Below are 25845 nucleotides of genomic sequence, written 5' to 3'. Positions count from 1 at the left end.
AACTTGGCGTTGGGAGCATGACCAGTGGAACGGACGATGGTCCGTAGTACAAGCAACGTTCAGGTTCGGCCAATAAACGAGAATGGCGGCTGTCAGGACAGATAACGTCCCGGATAGCCGCTTTTTTGCATGAAACAATGCGGTACATTGTTATTTAACATCGTTTAGGAACGTATGACGGCGATTGATAAATGCAGCTTGCGTTCCGCTTTATACGGTTCAGCCGAGCCAATGAAACACCGTATTCCCTGCAGTTTCATCGCTGCCGCTGCCGTGTAAAGGGGGCGCGATTGGAACCCCGAGCAGCGCCAACGGCTGCGAAAGAGGGTGGACCTCTTTTGCAGTGGCAGGGTCGGTCGCCTTGCCGCCCGTAATCATCACCGTTGCGCCTCTTGGAACGAGGGGGAAGAGGGCTTCGATGTTTTCATTGCTCAGCCGGATACAGCCTAGCGAGCGGTCTTGTCCGATGGAATCGGCATCGGACGTGCCGTGAATCGCGATCGCCCCTAGCCCAAGCGCAGCCGCACCGTAGACGCCGGGCTGCTTGCCGAGCGGCGTTCTGACCCGTTCGCTGACGCGGAACGTTCCCTCCGGCGTCCGGTTATCGGCCCCGAGGCCAACCGGATAACGGGCAAGGACGGCTTCGCCCGATCGGAGCTGAAGCATATGCTCCGCTGTATCGATCGTGACCGTTACCGGATGGAAGGGGAGGCGGCCGAGCTCTGCCAGATCCGCCGGCTCGGTATTCGGGTAAAACATCCGTTCAGGCTCCGTTTCCGCGCGGTCATAAACCCAACCGCCCCGCCCATTAAAAACGGTTCGGACATCGGCCGAACCGGAACGTGCTTCCATGGGGATTACACTTAAATAGTTATGGGGGTAGTCTAGAGTCAATTGATCGATCGAGCGGGGGGCGACGCCGTTATCAGAGATATACGATTGCAGCGCGGTACGAACGATGTTCGCCGCCGCTTCCGTACGCGGCTTCAGCTTTTGGACATCGGGATGCAGAAAACGAATTTTAACCGCGCGATCGACGATCGGATTGTATTCGGCGATGACGAACGCATCACTTTTCCATGCTTCATCCGTTAGCGGAACCGCGGTGTTGTCTTCGTTAGGCGCAGCCGACAGGACGCCGTAAATGACAATACCATGCTTGGGGTATGCGTCCGCAAGCGTAATGGCCTTTTGATGCAGCGTCTTCTCGACCTGCGCCGAAGGTATGCCATAGGTGAACGTCATCAGAAATGGCGATTCCGCCGTTTCGTAGCTGACCTCTTTACCGACCGTCGAAGGCTTCAAGACGGACACGGCTTTGGAAACGGCGATCGGGCCGTAGAGCACGGCAACCAATAATAAGTTGACCAGGAGCAGCAAAATGAGCCCGATTTTCACATAAGAAGGAACGATAGCCGTATTGTTCTGATGATTAGCGTCAGGGGCGCGGTTTGTCCTTACCGGGACGTGCAGCGGCGGCTGCTTCATGCGCTCGGCCCCGTTCACAGCGGCATAATAATAAGGCGAAGGGCGTGTTTTCATCGCTACCTTATAATGATGGAGCGCTTTGTCAAGCATGCCCCGCTGTTCATGCTGCTGTGCCAAGTGATAATGCGCTTCCGGTGAGCTCGGGTCCAAATATTGAATAACTTTTTCATAATATTGGGAGTCGCCGCGGCTAATGAACACATTTTTATGTAAGTGAACCAGGTTGTCGTCACCGATGCTCTTCCTGTTTTTATGGGTGCTGCTCATCGGGAGCCTCCCTTAGCGTTGATTTTATGATACAAATAGTATCATAAAATCGGATAATTCGAAAGTGAAAATATACGTAATGTATCATAACGTTGATTGCCGGCTTTTCTTCAATAAGGGTTGCGCCCAGGGGTATTCCCTTATGCGATCGGATTGCGAACGTCCATCCGCTAGCTTACGGATTCGGCACCCTGAATTACGCACTGCTCTCATTTATTACTATGCCCGTCGGAATCTGATTGTTGTATATATGCGCACTCCGGGCCATATACTTTATACGAGAGCTGCGGCAGGAAAGGAGTGTTAAGGATGAAGCTTTTTACAATCCACTTAACGAATCGTGTGGAAGCGCAGGCGGGGCAGTTGTTTGGCATCGTGTCAAGCGCCTCGGAACGGTTACATAACAAAGATTACATTCATATATCAATGAACCGGCATGAAGGCATGCATCTGATCGAGGTGAGCGGAGTGCTGCCCGGTTTTCAATTGCAAACCGACGGGGATCCGCTTTTTGAATGGGCGGGGAACGCGATCGCGGACTATATTTTGCTCGTGGAAGAACGGCACATATTGCGTCACTTGTTAAAACAAGAATTTCATTACGACAAAGAAGAAGACATGGATCGCATTATGAGCTATTGTGAGCAAATGTTAAGCGGGACAGGCGAGTGGGAGGGAGAGAAGGCGGCCGGCGATGTGTATTTGCGGCGCAAGGCCAAAATCTCTGCGGAACTGGCCGAGTACTTGAAGGAGCACACGGACTTGAATTTAGAAGGCTATCTCCGTTTCCGGCTTCACGCCTACATCGATGAGCTGCGCGACGTAGCCGAATATGCCGTGGACGAGTTCGTCATGGATCGGCAATACCAGGAATTCATTTCGTTATTGCAATATTTCGTCTATATTCAGGAGGCGAGAATCCCATTCGTTCATTTGATCCATAAGGGAGGAAACGACTTTTTGCTCCTGAACGACCGAATGGAACAGATCAATACCGATGATCCTGAAGCCGTAGTTACGGTGGAGATGCTTGAAAAGGACATGAATTTCGAAGATATGATCGTCAGCACGCTCATTTCCGTGTCCCCTCAGCAAATTTATATCCATACGCGCGAGCCGGAACTGCAAGTGATTCACACGATCCAGCAAATATTCGAAAACCGCGTCGAAGTGTGCGGATACTGCAGGTTATGCCATAACCTTGACCGGGGAGCCGCCGCCGAATATAATAAAAGGTAAGGCAACGATCGAAGACATGAACGTTTGAAGTGCTGTCCAGAGAGAAGGGACCCGGGCTGAAATCCCTTCCGTGCCGCGACATTCGTTTACCCCTTCGTAGCTGTGGCAGGGAACGGTGCATTCGCACCCAGTATCGGTCATCGGGCCATTCCCGTTACAGAATGCATCGAGGATTGACGGCCGGTCTTAATGGCGATGCCTTCAGTCGAATTTAGGGTGGAACCACGAGCCAAGCGCACTCGTCCCTTCTGGGGATGATGCGCTTTTTTTGTTTGTTGCAAATCAGAGGAGGTTATTCAGTCATGTCAGTAAAAGTTACTTTTCCGGATGGCGCGGTTCGCGAGTACAATGCCGGAACGACGGTAGAAGAAGTAGCCGGATCGATCAGCTCCGGTCTTAAAAAAAATGCGGTTGTCGGCAAAGTGGACGGGAAGCTGGTAGACTTAAGCACGCCGCTTAACGCAGACGCTTCGCTTGAAATCGTAACGTTGGATAGCGGCGACGGCCTTGAGGTGTACCGGCACAGCACGGCGCACTTGATGGCGCAGGCGATTAAACGCGTTTATGGCGAGAAACATGTGAAGCTGGGCATCGGTCCGGTCATTGAGGACGGGTTCTATTACGATATCGATATGGAAAATTCGCTCACGCCGGACGATCTCGCGAAAATCGAGAAAGAAATGGAGCGCATCGTTCAGGAGAACTTGCCGATCACCCGCCGCGTGGTCAGTCGCGAGGAAGCGATCCGTATTTTCTCCGAGCTGGAAGACCCGCTGAAGCTGGAATTGATCCGCGATTTACCGGAATCTTCGGTCATTACCATCTATGATCAAGGCGAATTTTTCGACCTGTGCCGCGGACCTCACTTGCCTTCAACCGGGCGCATTAAAGCGTTCAAGCTGCTCAGCGTAGCGGGTGCTTATTGGCGCGGAGATTCGAAGAACAAAATGCTCCAGCGTATTTACGGTACGGCATTCCCGAAAAAAGCCGAATTGGACGAGCATCTCCATCTGCTGGAGGAAGCGAAAAAACGCGATCACCGCAAACTCGGCAAAGAGCTGAAAATGTTCACCTTCTCGAACGAAGTCGGTCAAGGCTTGCCGCTGTGGCTGCCGCACGGAGCGAAAGTGCGCCGCACGATGGAACGCTACATCGTCGACCTGGAGGAGCGTCTCGGCTACCAGCACGTTTATACTCCGGTGCTCGCCAATGTTGAGCTGTATAAAACGAGCGGCCACTGGGACCATTATCAGGAAGACATGTTTCCGAAGATGATCATGGATAACGAGGAGCTTGTGCTTCGCCCGATGAACTGTCCGCACCATATGATGGTGTACAAGAGCGACATGCGCAGCTACCGCGACCTGCCGATCCGGATAGCCGAGCTTGGCACGATGCACCGGTACGAAATGTCCGGCGCTTTGACCGGTTTGCATCGCGTTCGGGCGATGACGCTTAACGATGCGCATATTTTTTGCCGGCCGGATCAAATCAAGGAAGAATTCGCCCGTGTAGTCAATCTGATTCGTCAGGTGTATGAAGATTTCGGAATCAAAGAATACCGCTTCCGCTTGTCTTACCGCGATCCGAAAGATACCGAGAAATACTTCCAGAACGACGAAATGTGGGAAATGTCCCAACGCATGCTGCGCGAAGTCGTCGAAGAGCTGGGCTTGCCGTTCTTCGAAGCGGAAGGCGAAGCGGCGTTCTACGGGCCGAAGCTGGACGTACAGATCAAGACGGCGCTGAAGAAAGAAGAGACGCTGTCGACCGCTCAGCTCGACTTCCTGCTGCCCGAACGGTTCCAGCTCGAATATGTCGGCGCCGACGGACAGAAGCATCGCCCTGTCGTCATTCATCGCGGCATCATCTCGACAATGGAGCGGATGACGGCGTTCCTGCTCGAAAATTTCGCCGGTGCGCTGCCGACATGGCTGTGTCCGGTACAAGCCAAAGTGCTGCCGGTCTCCGGCAACTTCGACGGCTATGCCAAAGAGGTGGAAGACAAGCTGACGCAGGCGGGCATTCGCGTAGAAGCGGATCTCCGCAATGAGAAGCTCGGCTACAAAATCCGCGAGGCACAGCTCGAAAAAATCCCTTACATGCTCGTCGTCGGAGAGAACGAAGTCAGCTCCAACAGCGTTTCCGTACGCCGCCGCGGCCAAGGCGATCTTGGAGCGCAAAGCTTGGATGCGGTCATTGGGTTAATCAACGAAGATATTCGCTCCAAACAAGTATAAGTCGGCTAACGTCGACATGAACAATTTAAGCCTGTCTCTCAAGCTTGGCTCTGATTTGACCGCAGCACACTGCTGTGGCGAAAAGCGCTTCTTGGAGACGGGCTTTTATTTATTTGCAATGCAATGTTCACCGGTTTATGTATATATTTTATTTTCGATGGACAGCCTCTTATATTAAGGGGAGGTTTAACGAAACATATGTTACCAAAAACCGCAAGCCATGCAAAATGGATTTGTCTCATCGTTCTGATGCTGTCCGTATTGATGTGGTTTGAACAAGATGGGCAATCGATCGGAAGCGCAAAGCTTCCTTCTCCGGTCGCCGAGATCAAAGCAGGTTCATCCGGTGCAAGCGCCGGGAAAAACGAGATACAGCCGGTATCCGCCATCAAAGGAACGACAGGCGGCCAAATACAGGCGCGGGCGAAAAACTATAAGCTCTTCCCGCATCAAGATCAGGATTTAACGAAATTCAAAGCGGTGGAAGTCATCGCGACCGGTTACTATGCAGGCAGAGAATCGACAGGCAAAAATCCGGGGCATCCCGAATACGGCCTCACCTACTCGGGTATGAAGGTAACCCGCGACGTTGGATCGTTCTCGACGATTGCCGCTGACCCGAGCGTCTTTCCGATCGGTACCGTACTGTACATTCCAGGGTACGGATACGGCGTCGTGGCCGATACGGGCGGAGCGATTAAGGGCAATCGCATCGATCTGTATTTTGAAACGAAGGATCAGGTCTACAAGGAATGGGGCAAAAAAACGCTCAACGTGTTTGTCGTCAAAAAAGGCAATGGAAAAATTAACGAAACGTTATGGAACCAGTTGAAAAATGAACTGTTGTTTTAAATTTCCTGTCATAGTCCACCTGCTCTTGTCCATACTAATGGAGGAACGGGAGGTGATAACCATGGCGAAAAACAACAAAAACCGCAAACAGAACAACAACGACGCCGAGTTTGCGCAAGAAGTGGCGGTTAACGCGAAGCAGCAGCAAGCGGCTCAAAATAACGCGAGCCAAAACGCGAATCAATTTGAAAATGAAAATCAAAACGTGTAATTGCGCGTAACTATACAAATCTTTAAAAAGGGAACCTGCGATGATAGAGCGTCCGGGTTTCCTTTTTCTATCCATGCTATATCCAAGCAGCGTAATGAGTTACATAATTTTTTTTAATGTTAACATTATTGCCATAGTCCATTGTTTTTCAAATTTTTTTGTTTTCAAAGCGATTGATTTGTTGTAAAATAAGTGTGTTGTAATCATTGTTTACATTATCGGATAGGTGATGTTTCATGCTGAATGCGTTATGGTCAGGGGGCCTGGTACAGGTGAACAAACGGAAAGCGGCCGAAGTGTACCCGTTTTTAGAAGCATTCATCGCTCGCAAAGAGGAGCAAATTGCCGAGATTGAGCAGGCTGTGCAGCGTTACGAGAAAAAACGGATGATCGAAGAACGAAACTATCAATCCATGTCAGCTTTACGCCGAATGTTTGCGGGGAAAAAGCCGGATCATCATCTGGCCGTTGAATATATCCACTATGTGAAGAAACCGATGGAACAAATTCGCAAGCTGCGGCTGGAGATCGAAAACGCACGCGACATTTTGCAGCAAAGCCGCCCGACCGACCTTGTGAACGTCAGCGAGGAGTTGGAGAAGGAATTGGGCTGAGCCTCTTTGCTTTAACCAGGATCGATCCACGCCGCGAATGTTGCATTCCGTAACGGCTCCATGTACAGGAGCTTTTTCTTTTTATAAACAAGTATGTATCCGCAAAGGCAGGCTTTGTCCAACCGGGAGTACGGTTGTCGGAGCTTTTTTTTGTGCATCAAAAAAGCTCCTCCGAACAGGAGGAGCGCTGTATGGCCGGTGCATGGCCGCGGCATGGTTAGTTCGCCGGCGGTCCAATACCGTTTATTTATTGTTGGACATCGTTAGTCGGTCGATCTCGATAAAATCATGCTCCTCGCTGTACGCCGGTACCCCGTGAATTCCGACGTCGAGCCCGACAAGCTCTTCATCCCGGCTGACGCGCACCGGCACGAAGCGGCCGATGACCTTGAGGGAAAGCCACGTCAATGCGAAGCCCCATACGGATACGGTAACCAGCCCGAGCGCCTGGACGCCGAGAAGCTGGAACCCTCCGCCGTACAGCAGTCCGCTGTAGCCTTTCCCGACGCTTTCGGCCAGTTCCGGCTTGGCAAACAAGCCGAGAGCGAGCGTCCCCAGACTGCCGCTGACGCCGTGGACGGCAAACGCGCCTACAGGGTCGTCGATGCGTCGCGATTCGAGGAACTCCGTGGCGAATACCATCGCGATGCCGCATACCGCGCCGATCAGGATCGCGGCACCGTCGCTGACGAACGCGCAGCCGGCCGTAATGCCGACCAGTCCCGCGAGCGAGCCGTTGATGACCATCGGCGGGTCGGCTTTACGGTAGCGCAGCATCGTGAATAAGATGCACGTTGCGCCGCCGGCTGCTGCAGCCAGCATCGTCGTAACCGCAATGTGGCCGATACTCGCGTTCGTGGCGCTCAGCGTGCTTCCCGAGTTAAAGCCGAACCAGCCGAACCATAAGATGAATGCGCCGACCGAGGCGAGCGGCAGGTTCGACGGAGGAACGATGTTGGGAGTGCCGTTCTCTGCGAACTTCCCGATGCGAGGCCCGATCAAGATTGCGGCCGCCAGCGCGGAAAATCCGCCAAGCGCGTGAATGACGGCGGAGCCGGCAAAATCGATCATGCCGAGACCGCCGAGCCAGCCTCCCACACTCCATACCCAGTGGCCGGCTATCGGATAAATCAACCCGGTCATGGCAATGGTATACAGTATATAGGCGCGGAAATTTACGCGTTCAGCGACGGCGCCGGATACGATGGAGATAACCGCGATAACAAATGCGCATTGGAACAGCCAATAGGTGTCATGGGAGATCGATAGCTCTATATGCGTTAGGTCTCCTTCCATCATGAAGCCGCTTGTGCCGATCAGCCCGAACAAGTCCTTGCCATACATGAAAGCGAACCCAAAAAAGTAAAAGATCAATGCCCCGAACGTAATGTCGACAAACACTTTCATAATAATGCTGACGGCGTTTTTTTGCCGGACAAAACCGGCCTCTAGCAGCGCGAAGCCGCCTTCCATCAACAAAATCATAGCGGCTGTAAGCACGACCCAGATCGTATCCAGGCCGTTGCTCAGCGTGGTTATATCCATGAAGCTCATCTCCTTCGAAATCGTGCAGACAGTCATTCCGCCCCTTATTATAAAATCCTTGTGACAGGTATGTCAACGAAATACGTAAGATAAAATGACACTGGAAACGAATTGTTCGTTTCTGTCATTTTGCGTTTCTCCTGTTTCCGAACAAAGCATACTTTTCCTGAAATCGGCTCATTCTATAACATATCCAATTAGAAGAAAACGGAGGAGAATGAAATGATTCCATTGGATTCGAAGTTGACCGGGAAAGAGGAAGCTTTTGAGAAAGTAAGACACCAGCTGCATGCGTTCGAATTCACGCTCGGCGGAAATTGGGAATACGATCACGGCTGCTATGATCGGTATTTGGATGAGGCGCACAAAGTGTGGCTGCGCATTCCGTTCGAAGTGACGCACGGCAAGCTGGACGGCGATACGGATTCGACCGATGCCGTTGTCCGGATCGGTGAGCCGTTCGTATTGAAACATATATATAATGAAGGATTGGACAAAGAAGCTCCGATCCATACGTATGGTGCGCTTGTGAACCAGTTTCAGGAGCCGGTGGACAAAGATGCGGCCGTCGGGGATAAATGGGTCGAGCAGGCAAAAACGCTGCTTGCGAAAGTTGAGAGCAGCTGGCGGTAAAACCGTTTATTTTTACCTCCAATTTATTTTTCTTTAAGGTTTCTTTAAGGTTGCGAGTGCAATATATAGTCAAGAATAAGTCTTACGAGCAGAAAGTTGTGCTAGGTTTCTAGTTTAAGCTTTCATAGCTCGAAAGCAGCTGACTATTGATACTCGCAGGAAGCCTTATTTTTAATGGAGGTTATCGCTATGGACAATAATAACAACAATAACTACAATGACTTCTTTCGTCGTCCGCAAGACGATGCCAAGTATAACGATCCTATGAGACGCGACGAACCCCAACAACAAAACGAACCGACATCGGCCACCCACTCCCAGCAGGAGCGGACGTCTCATTATTTTTCCTACGGTCCTTTTAACCCGAATGCGGCAGATACGACCGCCCGTGACAGCGAAGGATCGACGCCTGTGGAGGTAACGCCGCCGAAACCGCTGCGGCCATTCAGCTACGGGCCTGCGGACGATTCGAGCGGACCGCCGATGGGCAGTTGGCAGCTTGGCAATGCGAAGAAGTCCGGAGCGGGCTTCAAGAGCGTGTTCGCTTCCTTCATGGCCGGCGTCGTCGTTGTCGGCGCTCTGATGTTCGCTTCCGATAAAATGAATTTGTTCACCGGGGCCCAAGGCGTCATGACCGGCAGCGGCTCGTCGGGTACCGCGCCTGTGGCTTCGGCAAATAACGGCGGCGTAAAGCCGTCGGCGCTTGATCTCGGACGTCCGAACAACATTGCGCAAATCGTGGAGCAAGCGAGCCCGGCCGTCGTGAAAATCGAAACGAAAGTGAAAGCGAAGAGCTCGAGCGGCCGCACTGGCAATCCGTTCTTCGACGATCCGTTTTTCCGCCAGTTTTTCGGGGATGACCTCGGAGGCAGCCAAAAGCCGAAAAGCTCCGATCAAATGCAGCCCGGCGGAATGGGAACCGGGTTTATATTCGAGAAATCGGGATATATTTTGACCAATGAGCACGTGATTGACGGTGCCGACGAAATCTGGGTAACCGTCCAAGGTTACGACAAACCGCTCAAAGCTACGCTGCTCGGAAACAGCTACGATCTGGATCTCGCGGCGCTTAAGATCGAAGGGGACAAAGATTTCCCGACGCTTCCGCTCGGCAGTGCGGAGAGCCTGAATCAAGGCGATTGGGTCGTTGCGATCGGCAACCCGTACGGCTTTGACCATACGGTAACGGTAGGCGTCCTTAGCGCTAAAGAGCGCCCGATCAGCATTCCGGACCAAAAAGGTACGCGGGAATACAAGCATCTGCTGCAAACGGACGCTTCGATCAACCCCGGCAACTCCGGCGGTCCGCTGCTCAACTTGAACGGCGAGGTTATCGGGATTAATACCGCGGTCAGCTCGCAGGCACAGGGGATCGGCTTTGCCATTCCGACCAGCACCATCTCGGCTGTACTCGACAACTTGAAAAACAACGTGAAAATTCCGAAGGAACCGGCTCCTTATATCGGCGTACAATTGCAGAACGTCGATAAAGAATGGCTTTCCGAACTGAAACTCGACAGTACCGACGGCGCGATCGTTGCTACGGTAGAGCGCAAGAGCCCGGCTTTCCAGGCTGGCATACGGCCGTATGACGTCATTGTCGAACTGAACGGCGCCAAAATGAAAACGTCCGACGACCTTGTGGCGGCGATCAAAAAGCTGAAGGTGAGCGATAAAGCATCGTTCGGCGTCATGCGCGACGGCAAAAAGATGACGATCGACGTAACGATCGGCGACCGGAATGTGGAGCAGAAATAATAGATCGCACCTAAATAAGGCAGAGCGCACCCCCCTGCGCTCTGCTTCTTTTTTTACGCGAGCCTATTTTTTTGAAAGATGGGGGCCTCCAAAAAGAAGTAACAGGAGTAGGCTTCAGAGGATCGCTTCACTTTTGGGGGAATTGTTCTTACAATAGAAGCAGGCGGGTGAATTGATGAGATGAGAGAAAAAGTATTGGTTATTGACGATGACGATAAAATCACTTCGATGCTGAGGCGCAGTCTGGCATTCGAAGGCTATACCGTGTTCACGGCGAACCATGGCATGGATGGACTGAAGCAAATTCTCGAGCATGAGCCGAACATCGTCATTCTCGACGTCATGATGCCGCAGCTGGACGGCTGGGAAGTCGTGCGCCGCATCCGCGAGGGCGGATCGGAAGTGCCGGTGCTGATGCTGACGGCAAAGGATGAGGTGGCGGATCGGGTCAAGGGGCTTGATCTGGGCGCCGACGATTATTTGGTGAAGCCTTTTGCGCTGGAGGAGCTGCTGGCCCGCATTCGCGTCATGCTGCGCCGGAAATCGTCCGAGAAATCGGAGCAGGCGACCAATCGTCTGCATTACCAGGACATCTTTATGGATCTGGATACCCGGGAAGTATACCGCGGCGGCCAACTGGTCGAGCTGACGACGAAGGAATTCGAACTGCTGCACCTGTTTTTGCAAAATCCGCGGCGCGTGTTGTCCAGAGACATTATTATGGAAAAGATATGGGGATACGATTATAGCGGCGAATCCAACGTGCTTGAAGTGTACATTGCGCTTCTAAGACAAAAAACGGAGGAGCATGGTCATAAGCGGATCATCCAGACGGTTCGCGGCGCCGGTTATGTGTTAAGAGGAGAGAGCTGATATGTCGATTCGGCTTCGGCTGACACTATGGTATACCGGGATTTTAACGGCAACCCTGTTGCTTCTCGGATTGGGGCTGTATATATTCCTTCATACGATCTACTACAGTTCGCTGCGGGACGATTTGCGTGCGCAAACGGAAGTGCTGCGGTCTAGAACGATCGCAACGTACACATTTTCGCTGGATGGCGGCAAGCCCGGCTATATATTTAACATTGTGGGCGGGGTGCCGCGGGGCAGCAATGGATTGTTTCAAGTCGTCAACGTGGACAACGGGACGAAATTTCCGTCGCCTAGGCTGCAGGAAGCCGGCATCCAATTTCCGGAGATCGACGCGAAGAAACTGAAATGCGTGTTGAACGAAACGTGTTTGTATGATAAAGCACGCATCGAAAATATGGACTTTATCCTATATTATACTCCTATATACGCGACCCGATTTCCCGGGCCGACGGATCGCCCGGCCGGCATCATGCAGTCGGCTATGTTTGCCGACGACCGTCTGTTCGTCATGCTGCGCTTGATCCTGACCGTGACGGGACTCGTAGCCATCCTGCTCGCGGCTTCGGTCGGCTGGTTCCTTGCGCGCAAAGTGCTCAAGCCGATCGGACAGGTCGTCGATGCGACCAACCGGATCGAGAAAGGAGCTGACCTCGAGAAGCGGATCGAATACGACGGTCCGAATGACGAGATCGGCGTACTGACGCAGACGATCAACAGCATGCTGGGCAGGCTGCAGCATGCTTACGTGGAACTCGAAGAAGCTTACTCGGCGCAGCGCAGGTTCGTATCCGATGCTTCTCATGAGCTGCGGACTCCGCTAACGACGATTCGCGGAAATGTGGAGCTGCTCGAGAAGATGTGGAAGCAGGCGGCGCTCAAAGCCGGTTCCGACGATAGCCAGAAGCTGGAGCTGACACTGGAAGCGATGCACGATATTTCGGGCGAAGCCGAACGGATGTCGCGGCTTGTCAACGATTTGTTATCGCTGGCAAGAGCCGACGCCGGTTTCCAAATGACGAAGACGAATCAGCCGATTCGTCCGATCATCGATGAGGTGGCGCGCAAGGCGGTGCTGCTGCCGCGGACCGTGGAGTTCCAGGTAGGCAATCTCGATGATTTGAACGGCGTGTACGTATACGGAAACGCGGATTATTTGCAGCAGCTTATGTTCATATTTATCGAAAATGCGTTTAAGTACACGGATGCGGGCTTCGTTCGTCTCGATGCGCTCAGGCATGAAGGCCAAGTGGGCATTCGGATTGAAGACTCCGGCATCGGTATGGATAAGGAAGAAGTTCCGCATATATTCGACCGCTTTTACCGGGCGGATCCTTCACGCGGCCAAAAAGCCGGCACCGGTCTCGGCTTGTCGATCGCACGCTGGATTATTGATGAACACAACGGTTCGATCGAGGTCAAGACGCTGAAGGACGAAGGGTCGACTTTTGTCATATGGCTGCCGATCGCCTCCTCCGGTGTCATCGAGGTGCAAGAGGCGGAAGGGCATTCCATCGCGGATCAGAATCAGGTATAATCATACAAAGGCGCTAAAAAAATTCGACAAAGGCAGGTGCAGCATGGACGTAATCAAAATTTCTCCGCGCGGTTATTGCTACGGCGTCGTCGACGCGATGGCACTGGCCATGCAAACGGCCAAAAATCTCAATCTGCCGCGGCCTGTCTATATATTGGGCATGATCGTTCATAACGCTCACGTTACGGACTTTTTCGAAAAGGAAGGCATTGTCACGTTGGACGGCGCGAACCGTCTGGATATATTGGATCAAATCGAACGGGGAACCGTTATATTTACCGCTCACGGCGTATCGCCGGAAGTTCGCGCGCGTGCGAGGGAGAAGGGGTTAACGGTGGTCGACGCGACTTGTCCCGACGTGACGAGGACGCATGATTTGATCCGCGAGAAAACCGCCGAAGGGTACGATGTCATTTATATCGGCAAAAAAGGCCATCCCGAGCCGGAAGGCGCGCTCGGCGTCGCTCCGGACCGGGTGCATTTGATTGAAAAGCCCGAGGAGGCCGAGGCGCTGAATTTGACCGAAGGCAAAGTGATCATCACCAATCAGACGACGATGAGCCAGTGGGATATCAAGCATATTATGAACCGGCTGCTCGAGCGGTTCCCTCATGCGGAGATTCATAACGAAATATGTCTTGCGACACAGGTACGTCAGGAAGCGGTCGCCGAACAGGCGAAGGACGCAGATCTGCTCATTGTGGTCGGAGACCCTCGAAGCAATAACTCGAACCGGCTTGCTCAAGTATCGGAAGACATTGCGGGCGTGAGAGCGTACCGCATCGCGGATGTGACGGAGCTGAAGCGGGAGTGGCTCGAGCCGGTGCGGCGGGTAGCCGTGACGTCCGGAGCGTCGACGCCGACGCCGATCACGAAGGAAGTGATCGGCTACTTGGAACAATATGACCGCAACAATCCGGAAACTTGGGACATTCGGCGAACCGTTAATTTGAATCGGCTGATCCCGACGCCTAAACAAAAAGCAAGCGTGGAATAGACAACCTAGAAAGGGAAGGGACTAGCAGCAGATGAACAAAACAGCGAAAACCAAAAAGCCTTTTCAGCTGAGCCATATCCCGCGCTGGTTTAAATATAAATATTTGCTGCTGACCCGAGCCAAGGGAGGCCCGGGCATGGTGGCGCTGGGCTTCTCGATCGGGCTTGCGATTGAAATGTTTACGCTCCCGACGGCCGGACTGGCCTTTTTTCTTATATTCCCGCTCGTTTACTTGTTCCGGGCCAGTATGGCGGCAGCGTTGCTTGGTTTCGTCTTCGGGAAAGTCATCTATATTCCGATGTCGTTTCTGAACCGGAAAGTAGGAGCGATGGTATTGCCGAAAGGAACGCGATGGCATTTGCTCCAGCTGCTGCCGGACTGGCTGGACACGTTTATCCGGTTTAATCTGAAACTGATCGTCGGCGGCGCGATAGACGGAGTTATTCTCGGTTTGATCGTTTATTTTCCGATCAGATGGCTGCTTGAATGGTATCATAACAAGCGCAAGGAGAAGCGGAGGAAGCGCAAAGAGCAGCTGATGCTTTCATCCAACCCGAACGGTTCATGATAATAAAGATATAAAGCAAGTATTGACGGGGAAAGGCTTCCCGTTGTATATTTACTTTAACGATTAAAAGCTTAAAAGCGTATAAGCGTCGAAGTGTTAAAATACTCGTCCCGAAGGAGCGTGCTCTCATGATCGTTATTTTATCCAACAAAGTAACGCAAGAACGTATAGCCGAAATTGTTCAACATATCGAAAAGCATGAAGTATCCGCCCATGTATCCCAGGGTGTGGACCGCACGGTAATCGGGATTATCGGAAAAGCAAGCCCGATGCTTGCGGAGCAGCTTCGCCAATTGTCCGGCGTAGAGCAAGTCGTCAAAATTTCCAAATCGTATAAGCTGGCGAGCCGGGACTTCCATCCGGATAACACGGTCATCAAGATCAAGGGCGTTGAGATCGGCGGCGATGAGCTCGTCGTCATGGGCGGCCCTTGCGCGGTGGAAACGCCGGAACAGATTGACGAGATTGCCAGACTTGTCAAAGCGTCGGGTGCTCAAGTATTGCGCGGCGGCGCATTCAAGCCGAGAACCGGCCCTTACAGCTTCCAGGGTACCGGTGTGGAAGGTCTTGTGATGATGGCCGAAGCGGGCAAAAAGCATGGGCTGCTGACCATCACGGAAGTGATGACGCCGGAATATGTAGATGTATGCGCCGAATATGCGGACATTCTTCAGGTCGGCACGCGCAACATGCAGAACTTCGACCTGCTGCGCAAGCTCGGGACGATCCAGACGCCGGTGCTGCTCAAACGCGGTTTCAGCGCGACATACGACGAGTTTTTGAACGCGGCGGAATATATACTCGCGGGCGGAAATCCGAACGTTATGCTGTGCGAGCGCGGGATCCGCACATTCGAGCAGTACACCCGCAATACGCTCGATTTGGCGGCGATCCCGGCACTGCAGACGCTCAGCCATCTGCCGGTGATCTCCGATCCGAGCCACGGCACGGGGCGGCGCGAGCTGGTCGAGCCGATGAGCAAAGCTTCCGTTGCGGCAGGCGCCAACGGATTGATCGTCGAAATGCATACGGACCCGGACAATTCCATGACCGGCGACGGCGTGCAATCGTTGTTCCCGGATCAGTTCGCCCGCCTCATGGTCGATTTGGAGAAGCTGGCACCGCTCTGCGGCAAACGTTTTGATACGAAAAAAGAGCCAGTTCTTACATGACAAATTCGTAATGGAATAGCATCATTTGTCGAAAAAGCTTGAAATTTCGCGAATCAGCGAAAAGTCAAGCTTTTTTTGTCTAAAAATATGAAAATCTTGTGTCTTGTGTGAGCATACCTAACACATCGATAAAAAATACCTTACATAAGTATTGACGATTCTCGGCGAAAAGTTTTATAATAAGTCCATAATTAATAAAAACTTGAACAATGTACGAACAAAGTGGTTGGAATGTTCGGAAATTAGGAGGTAAGCGAGTCCATGTCAGTTCAAAACGTGTTAAACACTATTAAAGAAAAAGGCATCGAATGGATCGATTTCCGGTTTGTCGATTTGAGCGGCAGAGCGCATCACATTTCTTTGCCTGCAGTTGAAGTTGACGAAGAAACATTCGTAAACGGTGTTGCATTTGACGGTTCTTCCATCCCTGGTTTCAGAGGTATCGAAGAGTCCGACATGGTCATGATGCCGGATACAGAGAGCGTCTACGTCGATCCTTTCACAGCACACCCGACGCTGGTGGTTATGTGTAACATTCACACGCCGGACGGTGAACGATATGAGCGCGACCCTCGCAGCATCGCTCAAAAAGCCGAAGAATATTTGCAAAAGACCGGCGTTGGTACGACAGCATTCTTCGCTCCTGAATCCGAGTTTTTCATTTTCGACGAAGTTCGTTTCGAGAGCAAGCAAAATACGTCTTCTTTCTTCGTAGATTCCGAGGAAGCGCACTGGAACTCCAACCGCAAAGACGAAGGCGGCAACCTGGGCTTCAAAGTAGGGCATAAAGGCGGTTATGTTCCTGTAGGTCCAACCGACTCCCAACAAGATATCCGCAGCGAAATGTGTCGTTTGCTGATGGAAGCTGGCCTGCGCATCGAGCGTCATCACCATGAAGTAGCGACAGCCGGCCAAGGCGAAATCAACTTCCGTTTCGACACGCTGACGAAAACAGCGGACAACCTTTTGAAATACAAATACATCGTTCAAAATACAGCAAGACAATACGGTAAAGTGGCAACCTTCATGCCGAAGCCGATCTTCGGCGACAACGGCAGCGGGATGCACGTTCACCAATCCATCTTTAACGGCGACAGCCCTCTGTTCTACGACAAAAACGGCTACGGCAACTTGAGCGAAATGGCGCTTCACTACATCGGCGGGATTTTGTACCATGCGCCTGCACTGATCGCAATCACGAACCCGAGCACGAACTCCTTCAAACGTCTGGTTCCTGGTTACGAAGCACCGGTTAACCTGGTATTCTCCAAAGGAAACCGTTCCGCAGCCGTTCGTATTCCGGTTGCTGCCGTTACGCCGAAAGGCTGCCGTATCGAATTCCGTACGCCAGACTCCACGGCGAACCCGTACCTTGCTTTCGCAGCCATGCTGCTTGCAGGTCTCGACGGAATCAAGAAGAAAATCGATCCTCGCGCTCTCGGCTACGGCCCGCTCGACAAGAACATCTACGAGCTGTCCGACGCAGAGAAAGGTGAAATCCGCAGCGTTCCTGGAACACTGGATGAAGCCCTCAACGCACTGGAAGCGGACTATGAATTCTTGACAGAAGGCGGCGTCTTCTCGAAAGACTTCATCGATAACTACATCAACCTGCATCGTGAGCAAGCCAAAGCAGTAGCGATCCGCATTCATCCGCACGAGTACTCCTTGTACTTCGATCTGTAAGATTAGCACTTATGTTTATATCATAAGAAGCTCTGCTGCAACCGCGGCAGAGGGACAGCCAAGCCGGCATCTGAATCGTTCAGGTGCCGGCTTTATTATATGATCTTCTCCTTTTAGGGTGGACGCTCACGGGCGAGCCGCTAGCGACTAAGGATCCATGTCGAAAATTTTTTTTGCATGCAGGGGTTCATTGGGCGTGGAATCGCCTGTATCGGTAATGGTTTTGTAACAATCCCCCATTATAATGAAGGTATACAGTAAAATGCTGCGTTGGGTGGTGCAATGGATGGGTGCGGAATGGACAGAAAAAGAAGCGGCGCATCTGCTGAGCAGAGCGGCGTTTTTTCCGGGTAAAGCGGAAGTAAGCGCTTCCTTGGAGCTTGGGAAGGAGGAGACGGTTCGGCGGTTGATTGCCGGTGAATCGTTGACTGGGAAAGCAGAGGATTTGACGCCGTTCGGGGAACTCAAGGCGGACGGCAAAAATTTGGTTGGGGACCAAATCGTCGATCAGCAGACGTATTGGCTCTATCGGATGGTGAACACGGAAGCGCCGTTGATTGAGAAGATGACGTTGTTTTGGCATGGCCATTTTGCGACCTCCTACCAGAAGGTGAGAGAGATTCCGCTCATACTCCGGCAAAACGAACTGTTTCGCAAGCATGCGACAGGCAATTTCCGCACACTCGTCGAGGCGGTCGGCAAAGACCCGGCGATGATGCTGTACCTGGACACCAATAACAACAAAAAAGGGAAACCGAACGAAAACTATGCCCGTGAAGTGATGGAGCTGTTCACCCTCGGAGTCGGCAATTATACGGAAGACGACATCAAGGAAGCCGCCAGAGCGATGACCGGCTGGGTGTACGATAAAAAGACGGATATCGTCAGCTTTAACTCGAAGCAGCACGACGCAGGGAAAAAGACGATTCTCGGCGAAACCGGCAACTTCGACGAAACCGATGTGGTGGACGTCTTGTTCAAGCAAGAGACGCTGCCGCGGTTCGTCGCAATGAAGCTGCTCACCTATTTCGCTACGGAACGGCCGTCGGCGGAATGGATTTGGGAAATCGCCGACGTGTTTGCCCAAACGAATCATATCGGGGAAACACTGAATTACTTGTTCTTGTCCGATGCATTTTATAACCCGGAACATCGAGGAGCCATGATCAAAACGCCGGCGGAATATGTCGCAGGCATATTGAAAGCATTCAATTTGCCGATGGCCAAAGGTTTCGCCCAATCGATGCGCAAGATGGGACAGGAGCTGTTCTTGCCTCCGGATGTTGCCGGTTGGCGAGGCGGGACGACGTGGCTGATGACGACGAATTTGCTGGCCCGCTATCAGTTCGCAGAATCGATCGCGAAGCGGATTAATGGCAATTTGCTCAATTCCAAGACGTTCCTGCTCGACGATAAAGCGACGCCGGAGCAGTGGGTCGCCCACTTTGCGAATCAGGCGGGCGTTCCGCTGCTAGGAAATCGCTCCGTGAGCGTGCTCTCCGCCTTTGCGGAGGAAACGTTTGTCTACTCCAAACAAAAAGTGAACGGCATGCGCGGCTTGCTCCAGCTGATTATGATCAGTCCGGAAGCGCAGATGAAATAGAAGGGGAGAAATCGGATGAAGCTGACCAGAAGAGACTTTCTGATCAAAGGCTCTGCGCTGCTGGCAACGCTGGGGCTCGGGGGGCCGATGATTTTTGCCGAGAACGGCTCTGTCCTGAAAGCACAGGGCGAGGATGAAGCGGGGCCCGATTCTCCCGTTCTCGTCGTCATCCAGCTTTCGGGAGGCAATGACGGCATCAATACGTTGATACCTTATGGGATGGGCGGATACTTCGACGCCCGCCCCACGCTCAAAATTACGGAAAAAGACGTGCTTGCCCTCAATAGCGAAGTCGGGCTGCACCCGAGTTTGGCAAATTTGCACAGTTACTTTAATGCCGGCAAGCTGGCGATTGTCCAAGGCGTCGGTTACCCGAAGCCGGACCGCTCCCATTTCCGGTCAATGGATATTTGGCAAACGGCCGAGCCGGATAAGCTGGCAAGCACCGGCTGGCTTGGGCGATATGCGGAGTCGTCGCTCCTGAAGATCGACAATCCGCTTAAAGCGCTGCAGATCGGCAACAGCGCCAATAAGGCGTTCATGTCCCCAAAAGTAAACGTTCCGGTCATTCAGTCGCTGGAAACATACAATTTCATTGATCCGAAGACGCCGAAAGCGGACCAAAACCGGATCGCCAAGGCGTTCATGGATATGTACGATCCGCAGCGGCAAGGGACCGTCATTCGCGTAACGTGCGATCACGGCAAAGAAGCGTACGAAAGCGTAGAAGCCGTACACTCCTTGGTGAACGCATACCAAATGAAAGTCGAGTACCCAAAGACGGGCATTGCCAAAGATCTGCAACTGGTCGTCAAAATGCTCTCGGGCAATTCAGGTACCCGTGTATTTTACCTGCAGCTCGGCGGGTTCGATGACCATATTCAGGAAAAAGAACAGCACGCGGTATTGTTGAAGCAGCTGGACCAGGCACTGGGCGCCTTTTACCAGGACCTTGAAGTGCAAGGACTGCAGAACCGCGTCGTGACGATGGCGTTCTCCGAGTTCGGTCGTCGCGTGAAAGAGAACGGCACCGGCGGAACGGACCACGGAACGGCGGCACCGGTATTCGTGCTTGGCGGCAAAGTGAAAGGCGGGTTATACGGCGTCATGCCGAGCCTGACCAATCTGGACAGCAACGGCGATCTGAAGTATGAGGTCGATTTCCGTTCGATCTACTATACCGTTCTTGACCGGTGGCTGCAAGGCGACGCGCAGAGCGTGCTCGGCCAGTCATACGAGAAGATTGCTTTTATTTAAACGAAAGACCTGGCGGAATGCATCCCGTCAGGTTTATTTTTTTTGCAGCGTATAGCTATCGTTTTTGAAGTAATGAGCTGCGTATCGGTTTAAAGCCGTCTACCCTTCGTTTACCGACTACCATTCGTTTATGCTGTCAATCCGCCTAGGCGGCTTTCTCGGGGCGCAGATGGCCATTAACGGAAGGGAGGAGGTACGATAGAAGAATAAAATTTTGAAGTCGAGGCATGGAGGATTTGGAAGTGTGCCGATTACGAGTTGTAAGGCGCAGCAAGCTCAATAATGTTGCGATCTCGATCCAAAGTATAAATTTGGGAAAATCCCGCCACGCTGTCCGGTTCCGCTTCGTATGGGATGCCGGCTTCCGTCAACCATTGTAATGTTCGGGCGTAGCTTTTCACCGAAATCGAAACCTGGCCTTCTAATGAGTTCATACCGCCTGAACGAAGCGTTTCGCTTTCGGGAATTTCCACCACATGCAGCTGCTGTTCACCTAAATCATACCATGCGCCCATTGACGCAAATGGCGGGCGTTCCAATCTTTTGAATCGTAAAGCTCGGAATAAAGCGTCCATTGCATACATATGAGAAACACGATTTATACGACCGAAAATCCGTTTGCCGACGGACAAGTCGAGGGGCTCAACGCAAAAGGCGCCGGCTTCTCGTAGTTAGAAGCACCAGGTTCAAACACTTCGCCTAAAATTAACCGGGCATCGAGGCTTAACGCTTTGACGATTACTATAATATCGATTTCTCGGGTAGAAGTCATGGGGGGGGAGGGTTTTTTCTCCATATCTAAATCACTCCTATGTATTACTAATGTTACCTCGTATAAATTATAAGGCTCGCTATATGATGATTTTGTCAAAGTTTGTAGATGAAATATTAAACCTTCTTGATATAAGGGGGTATATTGTAAAATTGAGGCTAAAGTACTGCGTTTTCGACGCGATAGTGCATAGGTAGTACGCATTTTTGGGAAAAGGCTTCAGGGGTACATCTGTAGAATCATTTTTACGAAAATGCCGCTTATGCTCAAATAATGGAAAAATTTCAATACAGTTTGTATATAAAATCTATTGACAATCCTATGTAAATGATACAAAATGTAACTGGAATGGTAATAAAGAGACAGTCGAAGACGAACAAACAAGCGAACTAAAACAAAAAAGGTACTTGACCGCAAGGAGATCCAAAGGTCAAATACCGAATGCTGCACGATGACATGCACGAATCATTAATTTTTATTAATGGAACGCTCGGCACGAACGAAAGCGATGAACCGTTTCGCCTCTTCGACGCTAAGCTTCTTGCCATCAATCGTTAAAGAAAACTTTTCCATAATTTTGTCGTCTGACAACTCTAGACTATCCACAAATTCACGTACTTCTTCATCGAGTACCATTTGCGGATCTTCCGTTCTTCCGATAATGTAATCAATCGACACATGAAATAGATTTGCAATCTTAACAATCGTTTCATAGTCCGGGGCTCGCCGATTATTCTCATAATGCGATAACGAAGCACGGCTAATCCCGAGTTTGTTAGACAAATCCTCTTGTGTCATCGATAGTTTCTCTCTTAAAGAAGCAATTCGCTCCCCATAATTCATGTTATCGTACCTCCGTTAAGACCATACATATGTAGCCTGAAATGTTCACTTTATATTACAAAACAGACAGCCAGAATAAAACGTAAAAATATGCAGTTATGGATACAAAACGTATCTTATTTTGATGCTATTCCTTGCAGAATTGACTTTATATTTACATAATGTATCTTTGGTTTTATTTTACCTAAAAAATTGATTTATGGGAAGATGTCAAATGAAACAATATTTAATATCACCGGAACAAATTGTAGTACTTAAGCATGTATCCGAATATGTATGCAAGATGTTCATTGAACTGGCTGACGGCAACCGAAGGCTGTCCAAGCCTGCAATTGTCGAATTGGAAAGCCTGGATAACGACATATTGGCGTTCCGTACGTCGCTCAATCTGCCGCTTTCCACCAGGCTTCGCTTCGAGTTCCATATCGAAATTGACGAAACGGTCATTGCCTTTAAAGGAAATCTATTGGATCGACAGGCCGGTGATACTTGCTATACCTATGGCGTAAAGATCGATATAACGGATGATGCACGTACCTTGCTCTATTATACGATCAATGAGCTGCTCATCCAGTCCGATCCGATCCTATCCAAAAAGCATAACAGCTATCTCGGAAACCGCTCCCTTTACTATTGTCGACCGCAAATTAATTTTTTAACCTAATGGATTTGATCGCCGTTAAATCGGCAATAATCGACCGGAATTCAAGCTAGCAAACGGTAGTGTGCGAAAAATAAAGTAAAATTAAGTGAAATAAAATTAAAAAAACGGAAAAAATGGGAAAAATACAATTGACAGGATACATTATGTATCATAAAGTTAATGATAGATTCGTCGCAAGGAACTAGAAAGTTTGTATAAAAGACCTTTACTGGGGGCCTCGATACATGAATATTTCTAATGACAATCAAAGCAAAATTCAATTGGATATTCAAAAATTATTTGCTCAACTGAATATTCAGGCGAACAAATACGATTCATCCGACAATCCTTTGTCCCAAAACCAAGATACTCCTTCCCATTCCGATGGTACCGACGGTTCTTCCGATGATTTGCGATAACATAAACGAAAACGATTAAGATCGGTTTTTTATATCTATTATGATACATAATGTTTCGAATTAGTGATCGTATGCCCATGTTCTTTATAAAGAGTTGAGTACCAAGCCAAAATCGGAAAAAAGAGAGGTTCTTAGTGTGATGATAGGAAAAAGAATTCAGACGTATCGAAAGCAAAAAAGGCTTTCCCTTAATGAGCTCGCCCGAAGGGCCGGCGTCGCAAAGTCGTATCTCAGTTCCATCGAACGCAACATTCAAAGCAACCCTTCGATTGAGTTCATTAGGAAAATATCGGAAGTGTTGGGGGTAAAAGTAGAGGCATTAATCAAGGACGATTTGCCTGAAGAGCTGACGCCTTCGGAGAAAGAGTGGGTTCATTTGTCGCGCGAATATAAACGCAAAGGGATCAGCATAGACATGGTCAAACAATTTGTTGAACATTATTCGGCGAATGCCAGCGTGCAACGGTTTTAAATGAAGTAATACAAAATAAGCTGACCCCCGGGGGTAATCGCCCAGGGGTCAGCTTATTGTTTGAGACGCAGGTTTATGAACGTATCCCGGCTGCCGGGCGGTAAAACGCCTCCCAATCCGGTTCGGTTTGGCTATGCTTTCGAAACCACAGTTCGAGACATAATAAGGACCATAGCTGCTGCGTGTAATGTTTTTTGCCGGAGGCATGCGCTTCGATCATCCCCCGGACTTCCTCGGTACGGAACAACTCTCTTTCCCGTGCTTCCCGGCCAAGCAGCAAAGATTGCAAAGGCGCGTACAAGACCGTCTTTAGCCACGTCTCCATGGGCATATTAAATCCTTTTTTCGGCCGATACAGCACTTCATGGGGGACGTAACGGGATGCCAGTTTTTTGAGCAGCACCTTGGTGTCCAGACCTTGAATTTTTAAATCATACGGTATGGTGGCGGCATACTGCGCCAAATCGATATCGAGAAGCGGGGATCGCGCCTCCAACGAATGCGCCATCGTCATTAAATCCATCTTCGGCAGCAGCTCGTCCGGCAAATAAGTAATGGCGTCACCGTAAAGAACCTTATCTACGGAATTCAGCCCGTCAGCTTGATCCCAAGCCTTCCGGTACCATTCGTCGGGGTGATGCCCGCCCAATTGCTTCATAAAGGAGTCGGTATACAGGTTCTTGCGGTAAGAACGCAGCGCCCTGTTGAATACATAGGACTGTTTCGGATCATGCATCCCGCTTTCGAGTACCTGCTTGATTCCGTTCAGCATGCGTGGCCTTAATTTATCTTTCGATTGAACGTATTTGCCGATCAACGTCCGCATCACCCCTGGAACCATTCTCCGGTAAGGAATGGCAAGCGCTTCGGCCAACGGGCGTGTATAGCCGGCGAATAATTCGTCTCCACCGTCTCCGTTTAAGATGACTGTGACCCGTTCTTTAGCGCATTTTGCCACGAAGTAGGTTGGCAGTGCCGAGGAATCGGCGAACGGTTCGCCAAAATGGCCGAGAATTTCAGGGATTTGCTTCCAAAGATCCGTTCGCAGCACAAATTCATGATACTCCGTGTTGTACTTTTGACTGACGATCCGTGCATAAGGACGTTCGTCGAATTTGGGGTCTTCAAATCCCATTGTGATCGTTACGATTGGCGATCCCATTTCTTGCGCCATGACCGATGCGACCAAACTGGAATCGACGCCGCCGCTTAAGAAGCATCCGATCGGTACATCGCTTGCGAGTCTGCTTCGTACCGCTTGTCGCACCAGATGATCTAGCTGCTCCAGCGCTTCTTGTTCCGTCATCCTTTGCTGCTTCGAGAACGATAAAAACCAGTAGCGACGAACGCTAAGGCGGCCTTCTTTATATTCGGCATAATAGCCGGGAAGAAGCTTGGAAATACCTTGATATATCGATATATCTCCGGGAACCGCAAGATAAGTCAAATAATCGTCAACAGCGACAGGATTGATGCCGGGCGTCTTGTCAAAATAGCACAGCAACGCTTGCAGCGTGGAGGCGAAGGCAAGTTTGCCGCCATATTCATAGTAGTAGAGAGGCTTCTTGCCGAACGGGTCTTTGGCCAAGTAACAGGTTCGATATCGCTCGTCCCAGATGGCGAAAGAGAACATACCGCGAATTTTGCTCAACAGTTTCTCGATTCCCCAGCAGAGGTAACCCGCCAATAATACCTCCGTATCGGAACGGGAGCGAAACGCATAATCATTTTCCAGCTCCAGTCGCAGCGATTGAAAATTATAAATTTCGCCATTATAGGTAATCGCGACTTGCCCGCTGCTATCTGTCATGGGCTGGTGGCCGTCTTGACTTAAATCGATAATGGACAGCCTCCGGTGTCCGAAGATCGTGCCGGCTGATTGCCATAGTCCGGCTGAATCAGGACCTCGATTGACTATAAGTGCTAACGCTTTTTCCACTTGCATGACGGAGTGACCTACAGTTCCTGTTATCCCGCACATCAGCTGATCCACCTACCAAAATGAAATGATGATACATATCGTATCTGATTTTACACTAAGAAGGTCCTAATTATTAATAGTTAAAAAGATTTAGTAATTTCAATTCGTAATTATTCGTAGCATAAAAATGGTTTAGATTCCTTAAAATCATTGACAATGTTACATATTGTATCGT

The 25845-nt window shown here is 50.7% G+C and carries 23 protein-coding genes; 18 read left to right on the top strand and 5 right to left on the bottom strand.

Features of this window, described 5'->3' with window-relative positions; translation table 11 throughout:
- Positions 1-219: 219 nt before the first annotated feature.
- Complete coding sequence (locus ACFQI7_RS18070) at positions 220-1755, bottom strand: L,D-transpeptidase family protein (RefSeq protein ID WP_218098225.1); 1536 nt, start codon at positions 1753-1755, stop codon at positions 220-222.
- Between the two features lie 309 nt (positions 1756-2064).
- Here ACFQI7_RS18070 and ACFQI7_RS18065 point away from each other — a divergent pair, with 309 nt between their 5' ends.
- The 5 genes from ACFQI7_RS18065 to ACFQI7_RS18045 all read left to right on the top strand — a co-directional run bounded on the left by ACFQI7_RS18065 (position 2065) and on the right by ACFQI7_RS18045 (position 6911).
- On the top strand, positions 2065-2994 hold the full coding sequence (locus ACFQI7_RS18065) for a putative sporulation protein YtxC (protein WP_218098224.1): 930 nt from the start codon (positions 2065-2067) through the stop codon (positions 2992-2994).
- Positions 2995-3296: 302 nt separating this feature from the next.
- Entirely contained in the window at positions 3297-5234 is a 1938-nt protein-coding gene (gene thrS / locus ACFQI7_RS18060; protein WP_218098223.1) for a threonine--tRNA ligase, read from the top strand.
- Between the two features lie 198 nt (positions 5235-5432).
- The gene (locus ACFQI7_RS18055; protein ID WP_218098222.1) at positions 5433-6086 is read left to right on the top strand and encodes a 3D domain-containing protein; all 654 of its coding nucleotides are present in this window, start codon (positions 5433-5435) and stop codon (positions 6084-6086) included.
- Positions 6087-6147: 61 nt separating this feature from the next.
- Complete coding sequence (locus ACFQI7_RS18050) at positions 6148-6297, top strand: hypothetical protein (RefSeq protein WP_218098221.1); 150 nt, start codon at positions 6148-6150, stop codon at positions 6295-6297.
- A 272-nt stretch (positions 6298-6569) separates the two neighbouring features.
- Positions 6570-6911, top strand: a complete 342-nt coding sequence (locus ACFQI7_RS18045; RefSeq protein WP_230414789.1) for a hypothetical protein — start codon at positions 6570-6572, stop codon at positions 6909-6911.
- A 243-nt stretch (positions 6912-7154) separates the two neighbouring features.
- On the opposite strand, the gene ACFQI7_RS18040 is transcribed toward ACFQI7_RS18045, so the two are convergent.
- Complete coding sequence (locus tag ACFQI7_RS18040; RefSeq protein ID WP_218098219.1) at positions 7155-8456, bottom strand: ammonium transporter; 1302 nt, start codon at positions 8454-8456, stop codon at positions 7155-7157.
- 222 nt (positions 8457-8678) lie between these two features.
- On the opposite strand from ACFQI7_RS18040, the gene ACFQI7_RS18035 reads away from it, so the two are divergent.
- The 10 genes from ACFQI7_RS18035 to ACFQI7_RS17990 all read left to right on the top strand — a co-directional run bounded on the left by ACFQI7_RS18035 (position 8679) and on the right by ACFQI7_RS17990 (position 20540).
- Positions 8679-9089, top strand: coding sequence for a YugN family protein (locus tag ACFQI7_RS18035; protein ID WP_218098218.1), 411 nt, complete (start codon positions 8679-8681; stop codon positions 9087-9089).
- 189 nt (positions 9090-9278) lie between these two features.
- Positions 9279-10847 (top strand): trypsin-like peptidase domain-containing protein, encoded by a 1569-nt coding sequence (locus ACFQI7_RS18030; RefSeq protein WP_218098217.1) that lies wholly within the window; start codon positions 9279-9281, stop codon positions 10845-10847.
- A gap of 180 nt (positions 10848-11027) precedes the next feature.
- Positions 11028-11720 carry a response regulator transcription factor gene (locus ACFQI7_RS18025; protein ID WP_218098216.1) on the top strand — a complete coding sequence of 231 codons (693 nt, stop codon included), beginning with the start codon at positions 11028-11030 and terminating at the stop codon, positions 11718-11720.
- 1 nt (position 11721) lies between these two features.
- Complete coding sequence (locus ACFQI7_RS18020) at positions 11722-13257, top strand: sensor histidine kinase (protein WP_218098215.1); 1536 nt, start codon at positions 11722-11724, stop codon at positions 13255-13257.
- A 43-nt stretch (positions 13258-13300) separates the two neighbouring features.
- Positions 13301-14254: a 4-hydroxy-3-methylbut-2-enyl diphosphate reductase gene (locus tag ACFQI7_RS18015; RefSeq protein WP_218098214.1), complete on the top strand. Its 954-nt coding sequence runs from the start codon at positions 13301-13303 to the stop codon at positions 14252-14254.
- A 31-nt stretch (positions 14255-14285) separates the two neighbouring features.
- Positions 14286-14822: a DUF2062 domain-containing protein gene (locus ACFQI7_RS18010; protein WP_218098213.1), complete on the top strand. Its 537-nt coding sequence runs from the start codon at positions 14286-14288 to the stop codon at positions 14820-14822.
- A 128-nt stretch (positions 14823-14950) separates the two neighbouring features.
- The gene (aroF, locus tag ACFQI7_RS18005; RefSeq protein WP_218098212.1) at positions 14951-15994 is read left to right on the top strand and encodes a 3-deoxy-7-phosphoheptulonate synthase; all 1044 of its coding nucleotides are present in this window, start codon (positions 14951-14953) and stop codon (positions 15992-15994) included.
- A gap of 261 nt (positions 15995-16255) precedes the next feature.
- Positions 16256-17680, top strand: coding sequence for a type I glutamate--ammonia ligase (gene glnA / locus ACFQI7_RS18000; RefSeq protein ID WP_218098211.1), 1425 nt, complete (start codon positions 16256-16258; stop codon positions 17678-17680).
- Positions 17681-17942: 262 nt separating this feature from the next.
- Positions 17943-19283: a DUF1800 domain-containing protein gene (locus ACFQI7_RS17995; RefSeq protein ID WP_230414787.1), complete on the top strand. Its 1341-nt coding sequence runs from the start codon at positions 17943-17945 to the stop codon at positions 19281-19283.
- 15 nt (positions 19284-19298) lie between these two features.
- On the top strand, positions 19299-20540 hold the full coding sequence (locus ACFQI7_RS17990; protein WP_218098210.1) for a DUF1501 domain-containing protein: 1242 nt from the start codon (positions 19299-19301) through the stop codon (positions 20538-20540).
- A 251-nt stretch (positions 20541-20791) separates the two neighbouring features.
- Here the strand turns inward: ACFQI7_RS17990 and ACFQI7_RS17985 are convergent, their stop codons facing one another.
- Both ACFQI7_RS17985 and ACFQI7_RS17980 read right to left on the bottom strand, forming a co-directional pair.
- Entirely contained in the window at positions 20792-21172 is a 381-nt protein-coding gene (locus ACFQI7_RS17985) for a VOC family protein (RefSeq protein ID WP_218098209.1), read from the bottom strand.
- Positions 21173-21780: 608 nt separating this feature from the next.
- Positions 21781-22155 (bottom strand): helix-turn-helix domain-containing protein, encoded by a 375-nt coding sequence (locus ACFQI7_RS17980; RefSeq protein WP_218098208.1) that lies wholly within the window; start codon positions 22153-22155, stop codon positions 21781-21783.
- A 214-nt stretch (positions 22156-22369) separates the two neighbouring features.
- Here ACFQI7_RS17980 and ACFQI7_RS17975 point away from each other — a divergent pair, with 214 nt between their 5' ends.
- From ACFQI7_RS17975 to ACFQI7_RS17965, 3 genes are all read left to right on the top strand, one after another.
- On the top strand, positions 22370-22819 hold the full coding sequence (locus ACFQI7_RS17975) for a hypothetical protein (RefSeq protein WP_218098207.1): 450 nt from the start codon (positions 22370-22372) through the stop codon (positions 22817-22819).
- A gap of 224 nt (positions 22820-23043) precedes the next feature.
- On the top strand, positions 23044-23217 hold the full coding sequence (locus tag ACFQI7_RS17970) for a hypothetical protein (RefSeq protein ID WP_218098206.1): 174 nt from the start codon (positions 23044-23046) through the stop codon (positions 23215-23217).
- A gap of 139 nt (positions 23218-23356) precedes the next feature.
- Positions 23357-23689 carry a helix-turn-helix domain-containing protein gene (locus ACFQI7_RS17965; protein ID WP_218098366.1) on the top strand — a complete coding sequence of 111 codons (333 nt, stop codon included), beginning with the start codon at positions 23357-23359 and terminating at the stop codon, positions 23687-23689.
- Positions 23690-23762: 73 nt separating this feature from the next.
- Here the strand turns inward: ACFQI7_RS17965 and asnB are convergent, their stop codons facing one another.
- Complete coding sequence (gene asnB / locus ACFQI7_RS17960) at positions 23763-25670, bottom strand: asparagine synthase (glutamine-hydrolyzing) (protein WP_218098205.1); 1908 nt, start codon at positions 25668-25670, stop codon at positions 23763-23765.
- Positions 25671-25845: the final 175 nt, after the last annotated feature.

It is taken from the genome of Paenibacillus allorhizosphaerae (assembly GCF_042659105.1).
Taxonomy (GTDB): Bacteria; Bacillota; Bacilli; order Paenibacillales; family NBRC-103111; genus Paenibacillus_G; species Paenibacillus_G allorhizosphaerae.
The sequence above is the reverse complement of the archived record's forward strand: the minus strand, read 5'-3'. Positions and strand labels throughout refer to the sequence as shown.